Here is an 11365-nt window from a genome sequence, read left to right as displayed (position 1 = left end):
CCATACACTCAGCCCGATTTCATCACCCTGAGGTAGATATGGTACGAATCTTTAAGCTGGCTGCCGTTGTGGCATTGGTTACTGCATTAAGCGGATGTATTTTCCCGCCTCCAGGCGGCGGTGGCGGTGGCTGGGGCGGACACGGCGGCGGACCAGGCCGCGGATTTGTCGATCCTCGCTAAGCGAAAGACCGATTTCGGGCGGGCGAAACGTTTGACCATAGCGTTGATTGCAGGGAAAACGTTTCGCTCGCAAGGTTAGCCGGAATCGTCTGAGCAGACGGTGAGGAATGCGGGCTAACTCACTGAAAAAAGTAGCGGTTACCCTCTGTTTTTTTAACCAGCGTGGTGATAATTTCAGCTTTTCTCCACCGCTGAGATAACAGCATGAAAAACCTGATTGCTGAATTGCTGGTAAAGCTGGCTGAAAAAGAGGCGACAGCCAAAGAGCAGATGGCGCAAATCGAAGCGCTGGAGATTGTTGTTACCGCGCTGGTTCGCAAGCTGGAGCCGCAACAACATCTGGCTATAACCACCAGTATTGAGACCGCAATAGACAATGTGGCCGATGCCGAAGATGAAAATGCGCAACTGCTGCGCAATTACATCGAAAAGTTACTCCGCCATCCTCGTCAGTAACAATCCCAGTGCCAGACTGGAATGGGATCTTCACATCACTTTGACCTGAAACATTTTCCGCTTTGCTTATTCGCTGCCAGAATAACAAAGGACAATCCACTGTGGAGATACCAAGATGAAAGTCGGTTTAATGGCGATGATGATGGCGGGCCTGCTGGTCAGTGGACTGGCCGGTGCGGCGGAAAAGACCCCGCAGCAGGAGAAGATGACGATGTGTAACCAGCATGCTAAATCACAGGATCTTAAAGGGGATGCGCGCAAAACCTTTATGAGTGAATGCCTGAAAAAGGACAGCAAGCTGTCGCAGATGTCACCGCAGCAGATGAAAATGAAAAGCTGTAACGGCGAAGCTGGTGATAAAAAACTGGCGGGCGATGCGCGTAAAACCTTTATGAGCCAGTGCCTGAAAAAAAGCTGATTATCCCCACGGTCACGCAGGTGGCCGCTTCTCCTTTCCGCGCAATGCTGATTAAATTCCCTTCTATAACAGCATGTTAAACTTCTGATAAGCATTCATCGCCAGGCTTCCCGGTTCTTTTGCCACACTTACTGTTTGTGGGGATTTGCGCAGCACTCTGTTTTGCCGCGCAGCACAAGACAAGAACCGTTAAAGGAGCCATGTCGTGAACTATCAATTTACCGTCGACCTGAACGATCTGCCCCAGCGCCAGCCGGTTAAAAAAACGCTCGGCGAGGTGGAAGTGTTGCTGATCCGCGAAGGCGACAATGTACGTGCTTATCAGGCGAAATGCCCGCACGCAGGCGCGCCGCTGGAGCAGGGCGCGATTTGCGGCGATCGGCTGGTCTGTCCGTGGCACAAAGCCGCGTTTAATCTGGCCAGTGGAAAAATGTGTGAACCGCTGGCGTTAGCCGATCTCAAACAGTATCCGCTGCGCATTGAAGAGGGTCGGGTGCTGGTGAATCCTAAAGCGATGTCGCCCGCGGCGCCGATTGGCAGTGGAGCAGCCGCACCGGTCTATGTGGTGCTGGGTGGTGGAGCGGCGGGCAGCGCAGCGCTGTGGCGTCTGCGCCATGAAGGCTTCAAAGGCCGCGTGATTCTGGTTGAGCGGGAAGCGGATGCGCCTTACGACCGCACCGCGCTGACCAAATTTGTGCCGTCGGGCAAAATGGATATCAGCGAGGTGCCGCAGCTGCTGAAAGCGGATGTGATGGATCACGTTGAACGACTTCAGGCTACCGTGAGTCGCCTGGATGCTCAGCAGCAACGGCTGATCTTTGAGGATGGCGAGACGCTCGCCTTCGACAAACTGCTGATCGCCAGCGGCGCGTCGCCAGTCCGCCCCGATTTGCCGGGCAGCGATCTTGATGGGGTCCATCTGCTGCGCAGCAAAGCGCAGACCGATGAGCTGCTTCAGGCGGTGGATGCCAGTCATAAGATCGTGATTATCGGCAACAGTTTTATCGGCACCGAACTGGCGTCGGCGCTGCGTAATCGTGACATTGACGTGACGGTAATCGCCCGCCAGGCGTTGCCCTTTGCTAAACAGTTTGGCGATCAGATTGGCCGCTATTTCTATCAGCTGCATGAGCAGAACGGCGTGAAGTGGGTGCAGGGCGAGATCGAAGCACTGCAGGGCGACCAGCAGGTGAGTGGCGTGCAGCTCAAGGGCGGACGGTTGCTGGACGCGACGGTGGTGCTGTTTGCCACCGGGGTCGAACCGGCTACCGACTTTATCCACGATCTCCCGCTGGCAGAGGATGGCAGCCTGCAGGCGGATGAGCAGTTACGGGTCGCTGACAATATCTGGGTGGCGGGAGATATCGCCACGTATCCGTCGGCACAGGGGCCGCTGCGCATTGAGCACTATCGCGTCGCGCATCAGCAGGGACAAACCGCCGCATGGAATATGCTGGACCAGACCGTCGCGTTTGATCGTGTGCCGTTCTTCTGGACTACGCAGTATGGCACCCGTTATGAGTATCTGGGCCATGCCAAAGAATGGGATTCATTCCAGCTGCTCGGCTCGCTGGAGGATAAAAAGTTTATGGCGTTTTATGGCCAGCAGGGGAGGCTGGCGGCAATCTGCTCATGCGGCGTGTATACGCTGACCGCTGAGCTGGTGGAGCGGATGCAGCAGCCGATGACGTTTGCCGACGCGGTGGCGCTCTGTCAGGAACAGATCCGTTAATATCTGTTAAGCTGGAGGCAAGGCGGGCCAGCGTGCGGGGCCGCCTTGCACATCCTTTGTTGAGCGGTTAGCTGCGGCTCAGTTTCTCTGACTTCGCCATGCACTGCAGCATCGCTTCCATCACCGCCGAGCGCATGCCTTTCTCTTCCAGCACTTTCACCGCTTCGATGGTGGTGCCGCCCGGAGAGCAGACCATATCTTTGAGTTCAGCCGGATGTTTTCCGGTGGTCAGCACCATCTGCGCCGCCCCTTTCACCGCCTGTGCAGCAAACTGATAGGCCTGAGCGCGTGGCATGCCGCCCAGTACGGCCGCATCGGCCATCGCTTCGATAAACATAAACACGTAGGCCGGCGCAGAACCGCTGACGCCGACCACGGAGTGAATCAGATATTCATCCACCACGGCCGCTTTGCCGAAGCTCTCAAAAATCGCTATCACCTCGTCGATTTCCGCCTGCTCAACCAGCACGTTGGGCGTGACCGAGGTCATGCCTTCGCTGACCAGCGAGGGAGTATTCGGCATCGCACGGACAATTTTACGATCGTAACCCAGCACTGATGAGAGCGAATCGAGCGTCACCCCAGCCGCAATCGATACCACCAGCGCCTCTTTTTTCAGGCTGCCTGTCAGCTCTTTTAAGACTTTCAGAATGACATTGGGTTTGACCGCGCCGAACAGGATGTCCACTTCACGCGCCAGCGCTTCAGCGCTCTCCGCTGCGTTGATACCATACTGCTCTGCCATCGCCTGGTTGGTCTCTGCTTTGCGATCGTAAACGAAGATATCAGACGGGGCGATTTTGCCGCTGTTGACCAGTCCGCCGATAATGGCTTTCGCCATATTTCCCCCGCCGATAAACCCGATTTTCTTTGCCAGCATCGCCATCTCCTTAGGACATTATTCGTTTTTCTCAGTGAGCTAGCTTACTTCAGCCAGCCTGAATAACAAGTCAGCCGGGCGCAGGCTGGAAAGCACGCCGCAAATAAAATTTGCCATTTAAGGGGAACCCGGCAAGATCTTACTCTTCTCTGACTGTAAGGAATCATGATGTTTATCTGGGTCGATGCCGATGCCTGTCCGAATGTAATCAAAGAGGTGCTCTACCGCGCAGCCGACCGCACCGCAACTACCATCACTTTTGTGGCGAACCAGTTTCTGCGTGTGCCGCCCTCACCGTATCTGCGCACCCTGCAGGTGCCTGCCGGATTTGATGTGGCGGACAATGAGATCGTCAGACGTTGTCAGCCAGGCGATCTGGTGATCACCGCCGATATCCCGCTGGCAGCAGAGGTGATTGAGAAGGGTGCGGCGGCGCTGAATCCGCGCGGCGAGCGTTACTCACCGGCGACGATACGTGAACGCCTGACGATGCGGGATTTTATGGATACCCTGCGGTCAAGTGGGGTGCAGACCGGCGGCCCCGCGGCGATGAGTCCGCGTGACCGCCAGCAGTTTGCAAATGAGCTGGATAGCTGGCTCACCCAGCAGAAACGCTGAAGTTAAACGAAGCTGTCGTCGTCGTAATCGTTGCCGCCAAAATCATTGAGATCGCTGTTGTCGGCATAATTACTGTCCCAGCCCGTATTCTGGTCGAGGAAGGCGTTGTCGTTACCGCCGTTAAAGGTATCGGCATTGTCATCGCCACCGTTGAAGGTGTTGAGATTGTCATTCACATCGGGCAGGGGTGGCTCATTGATGATGTTCACAATCTCTTCCGGCTGTGAATGGTGGAACATGCTGGTCAGCATATCGGCCATCACCACACCGCCCGCCACACCCACAGCTGTCTGCAGTGCGCCGCCGAGGAAACCGGTGCCGCGTGGTGCAGGCGCTTGTGCAGGCGCATATTGCGGCTGAGCCGGTTGCTGTGGCGCACTGTTCCACGGTGACGATTGCTGTTGCTGCTGCACAGGCGGCTGCTGACGCGAACCGCTGCCAAACAGCCCGGACAGAAAGCCGCCGCTGCTCTGTGCAGGTTGCTGCTGCTGTTGCTGGGCCAGCTGGCTTTCCAGCGCCGATACTTTCTCATTGAGTTTTTTCAGCGCCGCTTCCTGAATCAGGATCGCCTGTGCCATGTAGTAAGGCGCGCCCGGCTGCACCTGCAGATGCTGGTTAATCAGTTGTTCGGCAGCGGCATCGCGTGCCACGGTCTGGCTTTCAGCCTGTTTCAGACGGCTGAACAGCCCTTCGATCAGTTGTTGTTCTTCGCGTTGCATGATGACTCTCCTGTGGCGATTGTTACCAGTATATGTGGGCGCCAGCGTGAAAAGTAAAATCGGGGCAGTAAGCAAATATTGCCGACGCATTTTAGCCGCTCTTTTGCGGAGTTTTTATCGCTCTGTTACGGCCCTGATGCACAAAACGTGCATGCATTTCCCCTTGAAAACACAAAGATTGTCGCTGTTCAGGGGACGAAAATGCGTAAATCGTGCCTGACAGGTAGAGGCCATAATAATTTCCAGTTATTATGCGTCGCATTAATAAGCTCACCATGCAGCCGCATCGCGCGGTCAGGCGGAGGAACGGCCCTGATGTCACTACCCATCTTTTTGATTGGCGCTCGCGGTTGCGGCAAAACCACGGTCGGCGAGGCGTTGTCGCGGGCGCTGGGCTACGCCTTTACGGATACCGATCACCATCTGCAACTCAGCACGCAGCGGAGCGTGACGGAGATTGTGGCGGAGGAAGGCTGGGAAGGTTTCCGCGCCCGTGAAACGGAATCGCTTAAAGCGGTGACGGCACCCGGAACCGTCATTGCCACCGGCGGCGGCATGATTCTGGCTGAAGAGAACTGTCGTTTTATGCAGGAGCAGGGCCAGGTGATCTGGCTTAGCGCGTCCCCCGAGGTGCTGGCAGAGCGGCTGGAAAGTGAACCTGAAGCGGCCCAGCGTCCGACCTTAACCGGCCGTCCGATTGCTGATGAGATGAGTGATGTGCTGCGTGAACGTGCGCATCTCTATCAGGCTGCGGCCCATCATCAGGTGAATGCGATGCAATCGCCCGAGTGCGTGGTAGAGGAAATTTTGCTGTCACTCTCTCTGGCGCGCGCCAGCTAACCCTCAGATTTTTCCCGCTTTGATCCCGCTTCAGACGGCATTGTCTATACTTATCCTATGACAGGCAGCGGCCTGTCCTGTGGAATGTTATTCAGACAAGAGGGACACAGTATGCCGACCAGACCACCGTATCCACGTGAAGCGAAAGTTGTGCCAGTTGAAAAGGGCACTGAAGGTAATAAAGTAACCTCTTACGAATTGCGTGCTGATCATCCCAAACCGAATTCATTAATCAGTGAGCACGAAACGGAAGAAGAAGCGCGTGACGCTAAAGCGCGCTACGAAGACGTTGAAAAAGAGTAAAGCTTCACTGCTGGCAGGGACGCCAGCCTGTTACACCGGATAACTGCTTATTACTGACCCGCCTGACGCTGTGCCTGAACGACGCCTCTTTTTTTCTCCCCCCCTGAAGTCGATCAGGTTATTTAAGAAGCGAAATTGACGCAGATTTACTGTCGAATGCTCTCTGCGTATGCTTCTGTTCTGCACTCTCCTTGTCTCACCAGATAAAGCCCCGCTAATCATTTTTATCCCCTTATTTTCTCTGCTGCCGATCTCTGTGTGAGTCAAATTGTCGCTTGACCGATTCAGCGCCACGCTTTATTTTCATCAAACCAACAGAGGAACTTAGTTCCATATAGTGGAACACGTAACATGACCACACTTGAAAATGCTGCCGCCGTACTTCGATTGTTTCAGCACAAAGGTGTGACGCAGGGGCATGTTGGTCTCTCATTCAGTGAGGTGGTTGAGGCGTTAAACCTGCCAAAAAGCACCGTTTCGCGTCTGCTGGCCACCATGGAAAGTCAGGGGCTGCTGGAGCGGAATGCGGATACGCGCGGTTATCACATTGGTCGCGTATTGCTGGCTGCCGCCGGACATTATCTTTCGGCACCGCTGGTTGACAGCGTTTCAGCGGCGATGGTCAGGCTGGCTGCGAAGACCGGCTGCATGGGTTACGTGTCGAAGCTCGACGGGCGGGAAGTATTAGTGATGCGTATGTTTCATGGGCGTCACTTTACGCAGATGGTCACGCCACCGGGCAGTCGGATGCCGGCTGCCGCGACCTCGACCGGCCGGGCGCTGTTAGCGCAGTTAAGTGATGAAGAGGTGCTGGCGCGCTTCCATGATCAATGGCAGGTCGCATCAGCGAACTCGCCGCAAAGTCCTGAGGCACTCTGTGCCAGACTGGCTGAGATCCGCCAGCAGGGCTGGTCACTGGCCCGAAATGAATCGCTGCCAGGCATCAGTTCGCTGTCAGTTATTGTTCATAACAAACATCATGGCGAAACGGTGGCACTCTGCCTGTCGTTTCCGTCTATGGAGTCTGAACCGGGTTTCCCGTCAGAGCTCCTTGAAGCATTACGCGCAACGGCCACTGAGATGACCGAAAAATATGGCGCGTAACTTCACACCGTTTTTATCGGCGTAGTACTTTCGCCACACCAGGGAAAACAAAGGCCTTCGGGCCTTTTTCTTTAAATCTGATCGCCACGCTTTACGCAGCACTCCGGTTGCCTGTGTCCGTCTCTCATTGCCTCCTGTATCGGTTCAGCATGCGGAGGGACGACCATCTGTAGTGGCTGTTGCAATCTCTGTGCGCATCAGAGCAGTGAAACTGATAACCGGCGTAAACCGGCCAGCAGGCGGGTAGACGTTATTTCATTTCTTCTGGACAAGGACTGGCGGGGACATATGGAACGGGTAAATCCGATTAAGCACGTTGGCGTGGCACTGGTTTTAATTCTTCTCTCCATCGCGGGTGCCATTATTGGCATTCAGCTGATTACCACCATTGGCGTAACGCCTAACACCTCTATTATCGGCGCGCTGTTTGCCATGCTGCTGGCGCGTATTCCGCTGCAGGCATTTCGCCGTTATCGTTCAATTGAAATCCAGAACCTGGCGCAGACCGCCATCTCTTCAGCCACCTTTGGGGCGGCGAACAGTCTGTTGATGCCGATTGCCGTGCCCTGGGCGCTGGGTGAACCGCAACTGGTCCTGCCGCTGTTCTGTGGCGTCAGCGCCGCGATGCTGTTGGATGCCTGGCTGCTCTATCGGCTGTTTGATACCCGCGTCTTTCCGGCCAGTAATGCCTGGCCACCGGGCGTTGCGGCAGCAGAAGCGATCAAAGCGGGTGATAAAGGCGGACGCCAGGCGTGGCTGCTGGTGCTGGGCATCGTGGGTGGCGTCGTCGGTGCCATGCTGAAGATCCCGATGTCCGCCTTCGGCACCGCGTTTATCGGCAATATCTGGGCGCTGTCGATGCTCGGCATCGGTTTTCTGCTGCGTGCCTATGCGCAGCCGGTGGCCGGTATTGATATTAATGCGCTCTATATTCCGCATGGCGTGATGGTCGGTGCCGGTCTGGTAGCGCTGATTCAGGTCGTGATGGTGATTCGCAGCCGCAAAAATGATGCGCTGGTGGTGAGCCGCAATGGCAATGAGGTGCAGCGGGCGCTGGGTTTCGGCAGCGTGGGTTACATCGTGATTTCGGCGCTGCTGGCGCTGGCGGGCGGCCTGTGGAGTGAGATGGGCATCGCGATGCTGCTGCTGTTTGTTCTTTATGCCGCGTTTGCTGCTTTCGCCCATGAACTGATTGTCGGCATTGCCGCTATGCACTCCGGCTGGTTCCCGGCCTTTGCCGTGGCGCTGATTACGCTGATTATCGGCATTCTGATCGGCTTCCCACCGCTGGCGCTCTGCCTGCTGTGCGGCTTTACCGCCGCCACCGGTCCGGCGTTCGCCGATATGGGTTATGACCTGAAGGCGGGCTTTATCCTGCGCGGCAACGGTGCCGATCTGCAGCAGGAGCTCTGGGGACGTCGTATTCAGCTCATCGCAGCTATGATCGCCTTTGTTGTGTCGATTCCGCTGGTCTGGTACGCCCATACCTTCTTTTTTGCTGACAACCTGCTGCCGCCTGTAGCGCGGGTGTATGCCAAAACCATTCAGGCGGGTGCCGAGCCAGGTATCGCCGGGAATCTGCTGATGTGGGCGATTCCGGGTGCGATTATTCAGTTGATCGGCGGGCCGAAACGCCAGCTGGGCGTGCTACTCGCCACCGGTTTATTAATTAATAACGCCATGGCGGGCTGGGCAGTGGTGGTAGGGATCGCCTTACGCATTGTAATCATCCGGATCTGGGGCGAGCGGGGCCGGTCGCCTATGGAGGTGATGGCGGCAGGCTTTATTGCCGGTGATGCCCTCTACAGCTTCTTTCATTCGCTGTTTGCCAGCAGCAGCAAGAAATAAAAGGATAAAGCATGAGTTTGCAGCAGACCCTAGCGGTTTTTGAGTTACTGGATAGCGCCCACATTGACGGACAGCAGGTGGTGGATCTCTTCGCGGCGTATCCTGATGTTGATGCCCGCTTTACCCGTGTCTCCGGTCCCAAAGGCCGCACCGATTTTGTGCGCATTGATATTCCGGGGACGCAGGGCAAATCAGGCGGCGGCAGTGCACCGACGCTGGGGATTATTGGTCGCCTTGGTGGCATCGGCGCTCGTCCTGGTCGTATCGGCATGGTGTCAGATGCGGATGGCGCGATCGCGGCCGTTGCCAGCGCGCTTAAACTGGCGCAGATGCAGAGCAAAGGCGACAGGCTCGATGGCGACGTCATCATTACCACCCATATCTGCCCGGATGCGCCAACGCGGCCGCATCTGCCGGTCGATTTCATGGACTCGCCGATTGACGATGTCACCATGAATGATAATGAAGTGGTGGCGGGTGTGGATGCGATTCTGTCAATCGACACCACCAAAGGTAACCGCATTATCAACCACAAAGGCTTTGCCCTGTCGCCGACGGTGAAAGAGGGCTACATCCTGCGGGTTTCGGAGGATCTGCTGCGCATCATGGAGATGACCAGCGGCCGTCCGGCGGTGACCTTTCCCATCACCACGCAGGATATTACACCTTACGGCAATGGGGTTTATCACCTCAACAGCATTCTGCAACCTTCTACCGCCACGGATGTGCCGGTGGTGGGGGTGGCGATCACTGCCGAGTCGGTGGTGCCGGGCTGCGGAACCGGCGCCAGCCATGAAGTGGACATTGCGGCAGCGGCGAAGTTTGCCATTGAGGTGGCCAAGGAGTTTGGTCGTGGAACCTGTCACTTCTACGACGCCGAAGAGTATGCGCGGCTGATTTCGCTCTATGGCAGCCTGGCGCATCTGCGTCACCGGAATCACTAAGATGACGAAACCACTGGTAACGCTGACTATCGGCCAGTCTCCGCGCAGCGATATTCTGCCGCTGCTGCGGCAGCATCTGCCGGATGCGCTGACCGATCACGCCGGTTTACTGGATGGACTCAGCGCGGCAGAGATTGCCGCACGCTTCGCGCCAGCAGCGGGCGACCGGGTTCTGGTGTCGCGGCTGCAGAGTGGTGAACAGGTGCGGCTGGCGGCCTCGAAAGTGGAGCAGGGATTGCAGCGCAAAATCAGTGCGCTGGAACAGGCGGGCTATGCGACCATTCTGCTGCTCTGCACCGGTGAATTCAGCAGGCTCCGCACCCAGCGTGCGCTACTGCTAGAGCCGGATCGCCTGATTCCACCGCTCATCTGCGCCATGGTGCAGCAGCAGCGGGTCGGCATTGTCGTGCCGGTTGAGGAGCAGATTGTTGAGCAGGCAGGTAAGTGGCAGCAACTGCCCGCGCAGCCCTGCTTTGCGGTCGCCAGTCCCTATCAGGGCGATCAGGCAACCTTCGCCGATGCTGCAAACAGTCTGAAAGCGCAGGGCGCAGCGCTGGTGGTGCTCGACTGTATGGGTTATCACCAGCAGCATCGGATAGGGTTACAGCAGCGGCTGGGCGTACCGGTTCTGCTCTCTAATCAGCTGGTGGCGCGCCTGGCGGCGGAGTTGCTTCCCTGAGTGAAGAGATCACAAACGGCCATCATTTCGCGTGACAGATCAGCGGGTTCCCTTCTACACTGCCAGACACACAACATGTGCTCTGGAGAACTATTATGCTCAACGTTAGTGAGTATTTTGACGGAAAAGTTAAGTCTATCGGTTTTGACAGTGCGAGCACCGGACGTGCCAGCGTGGGCGTAATGGCTGAAGGCGAATACACATTCGGTACCGGCCAGCCGGAGGAGATGACCGTGGTCAGCGGCTCGCTTAAGGTATTACTGCCAGGTGAAACCGAGTGGAAATGGTTTGAAGCGGGTTCGGTGTTTAACGTGCCGGGTCACAGCGAATTTCATCTGCAGGTTGGCGAGCCAAGTTCCTATCTCTGCCGTTACCTGAAAGATTAAAAACATGGCCGCTTAGCGGTAATGCTGGTCAGTTAAGATTAGATTTGTAAAAGCTGCCACGGTCAAACGTGGCAGCTTTTTTTCCGGGCGAGCCAGCCGCAGTGCGGGCCAGCGCGCCTCTGCTGCTGCCGGGCCGTCCTCGCGCCGCTCACGCGGTACCTTCGGCTTTGACGTCGTGCCGACGAACCGTTCGGGGATCGGCCCTCCCTGGCCGGCCCCGAACTGTCCACGCTTCCCGGCGTGGACTTCTGGCCCG

14 protein-coding genes are annotated in these 11365 nt (G+C 56.7%); 11 read left to right on the top strand and 3 right to left on the bottom strand.

Going from position 1 to position 11365, the window contains the following annotated elements; all coding sequences use genetic code 11:
• Window positions 1–386: 386 nt before the first annotated feature.
• The 3 genes from iraP to GVJ63_RS20705 all read left to right on the top strand — a co-directional run bounded on the left by iraP (window position 387) and on the right by GVJ63_RS20705 (window position 2788).
• Window positions 387–638: an anti-adapter protein IraP gene (gene iraP / locus GVJ63_RS20715; RefSeq protein ID WP_010671173.1), complete on the top strand. Its 252-nt coding sequence runs from the start codon at window positions 387–389 to the stop codon at window positions 636–638.
• A 115-nt stretch (window positions 639–753) separates the two neighbouring features.
• Complete coding sequence (locus GVJ63_RS20710; RefSeq protein WP_010255256.1) at window positions 754–1056, top strand: PsiF family protein; 303 nt, start codon at window positions 754–756, stop codon at window positions 1054–1056.
• 205 nt (window positions 1057–1261) lie between these two features.
• Window positions 1262–2788, top strand: a complete 1527-nt coding sequence (locus tag GVJ63_RS20705) for an FAD-dependent oxidoreductase (RefSeq protein WP_159227314.1) — start codon at window positions 1262–1264, stop codon at window positions 2786–2788.
• Between the two features lie 67 nt (window positions 2789–2855).
• Here the strand turns inward: GVJ63_RS20705 and proC are convergent, their stop codons facing one another.
• Window positions 2856–3668, bottom strand: coding sequence for a pyrroline-5-carboxylate reductase (proC, locus tag GVJ63_RS20700; RefSeq protein ID WP_010255263.1), 813 nt, complete (start codon window positions 3666–3668; stop codon window positions 2856–2858).
• A 168-nt stretch (window positions 3669–3836) separates the two neighbouring features.
• Here proC and GVJ63_RS20695 point away from each other — a divergent pair, with 168 nt between their 5' ends.
• The gene (locus GVJ63_RS20695; protein ID WP_010255266.1) at window positions 3837–4286 is read left to right on the top strand and encodes a YaiI/YqxD family protein; all 450 of its coding nucleotides are present in this window, start codon (window positions 3837–3839) and stop codon (window positions 4284–4286) included.
• Between the two features lie 2 nt (window positions 4287–4288).
• Here GVJ63_RS20695 and GVJ63_RS20690 read toward each other — a convergent pair whose 3' ends face one another.
• Complete coding sequence (locus tag GVJ63_RS20690; protein WP_010255269.1) at window positions 4289–5005, bottom strand: DUF2076 domain-containing protein; 717 nt, start codon at window positions 5003–5005, stop codon at window positions 4289–4291.
• Between the two features lie 315 nt (window positions 5006–5320).
• Here GVJ63_RS20690 and aroL point away from each other — a divergent pair, with 315 nt between their 5' ends.
• The 7 genes from aroL (at window position 5321) to ppnP (ending at window position 11109) form a co-directional block, all read left to right on the top strand.
• Window positions 5321–5845 (top strand): shikimate kinase AroL, encoded by a 525-nt coding sequence (gene aroL / locus GVJ63_RS20685; RefSeq protein ID WP_010255270.1) that lies wholly within the window; start codon window positions 5321–5323, stop codon window positions 5843–5845.
• 111 nt (window positions 5846–5956) lie between these two features.
• Window positions 5957–6148: a YaiA family protein gene (locus GVJ63_RS20680; protein ID WP_010255272.1), complete on the top strand. Its 192-nt coding sequence runs from the start codon at window positions 5957–5959 to the stop codon at window positions 6146–6148.
• A gap of 351 nt (window positions 6149–6499) precedes the next feature.
• Window positions 6500–7252 carry an IclR family transcriptional regulator gene (locus tag GVJ63_RS20675; protein WP_010255274.1) on the top strand — a complete coding sequence of 251 codons (753 nt, stop codon included), beginning with the start codon at window positions 6500–6502 and terminating at the stop codon, window positions 7250–7252.
• Window positions 7253–7540: 288 nt separating this feature from the next.
• Window positions 7541–9100: an OPT/YSL family transporter gene (locus tag GVJ63_RS20670; protein ID WP_010671176.1), complete on the top strand. Its 1560-nt coding sequence runs from the start codon at window positions 7541–7543 to the stop codon at window positions 9098–9100.
• Window positions 9101–9111: 11 nt separating this feature from the next.
• A complete protein-coding gene (locus tag GVJ63_RS20665; protein ID WP_010671177.1) occupies window positions 9112–10044 on the top strand; it encodes a DUF1177 domain-containing protein in 933 nt (310 codons plus the stop codon).
• A 1-nt stretch (window position 10045) separates the two neighbouring features.
• Window positions 10046–10723, top strand: a complete 678-nt coding sequence (locus tag GVJ63_RS20660) for an AroM family protein (protein ID WP_010671178.1) — start codon at window positions 10046–10048, stop codon at window positions 10721–10723.
• Between the two features lie 95 nt (window positions 10724–10818).
• The gene (ppnP, locus tag GVJ63_RS20655; protein ID WP_009091800.1) at window positions 10819–11109 is read left to right on the top strand and encodes a pyrimidine/purine nucleoside phosphorylase; all 291 of its coding nucleotides are present in this window, start codon (window positions 10819–10821) and stop codon (window positions 11107–11109) included.
• Window positions 11110–11121: 12 nt separating this feature from the next.
• On the opposite strand, the gene GVJ63_RS22420 is transcribed toward ppnP, so the two are convergent.
• On the bottom strand, window positions 11122–11365 hold a 244-nt coding region (locus tag GVJ63_RS22420), incomplete at its 5' end, for a hypothetical protein (RefSeq protein WP_235038369.1).

The organism is Pantoea sp. 18059 (assembly GCF_902706165.1).
Taxonomy (GTDB): domain Bacteria; phylum Pseudomonadota; class Gammaproteobacteria; order Enterobacterales; family Enterobacteriaceae; genus Pantoea; species Pantoea agglomerans.
The sequence above is the reverse complement of the archived record's forward strand: the minus strand, read 5'-3'. Positions and strand labels throughout refer to the sequence as shown.

Bases quoted from the DNA above. Each gene is read 5' to 3' on its own strand.
- GVJ63_RS20690 (WP_010255269.1), bottom strand. From the start codon at position 5,005: ATGCAACGCGAAGAACAACAACTGATCGAAGGGCTGTTCAGCCGTCTG.
- GVJ63_RS20665 (WP_010671177.1), top strand. From the start codon at position 9,112: ATGAGTTTGCAGCAGACCCTAGCGGTTTTTGAGTTACTGGATAGCGCC.
- GVJ63_RS20680 (WP_010255272.1), top strand. From the start codon at position 5,957: ATGCCGACCAGACCACCGTATCCACGTGAAGCGAAAGTTGTGCCAGTT.
- GVJ63_RS20660 (WP_010671178.1), top strand. From the start codon at position 10,046: ATGACGAAACCACTGGTAACGCTGACTATCGGCCAGTCTCCGCGCAGC.
- GVJ63_RS20695 (WP_010255266.1), top strand. From the start codon at position 3,837: ATGTTTATCTGGGTCGATGCCGATGCCTGTCCGAATGTAATCAAAGAG.
- ppnP (WP_009091800.1), top strand. From the start codon at position 10,819: ATGCTCAACGTTAGTGAGTATTTTGACGGAAAAGTTAAGTCTATCGGT.
- proC (WP_010255263.1), bottom strand. From the start codon at position 3,668: ATGCTGGCAAAGAAAATCGGGTTTATCGGCGGGGGAAATATGGCGAAA.
- GVJ63_RS20670 (WP_010671176.1), top strand. From the start codon at position 7,541: ATGGAACGGGTAAATCCGATTAAGCACGTTGGCGTGGCACTGGTTTTA.
- aroL (WP_010255270.1), top strand. From the start codon at position 5,321: ATGTCACTACCCATCTTTTTGATTGGCGCTCGCGGTTGCGGCAAAACC.
- GVJ63_RS20710 (WP_010255256.1), top strand. From the start codon at position 754: ATGAAAGTCGGTTTAATGGCGATGATGATGGCGGGCCTGCTGGTCAGT.
- iraP (WP_010671173.1), top strand. From the start codon at position 387: ATGAAAAACCTGATTGCTGAATTGCTGGTAAAGCTGGCTGAAAAAGAG.
- GVJ63_RS20675 (WP_010255274.1), top strand. From the start codon at position 6,500: ATGACCACACTTGAAAATGCTGCCGCCGTACTTCGATTGTTTCAGCAC.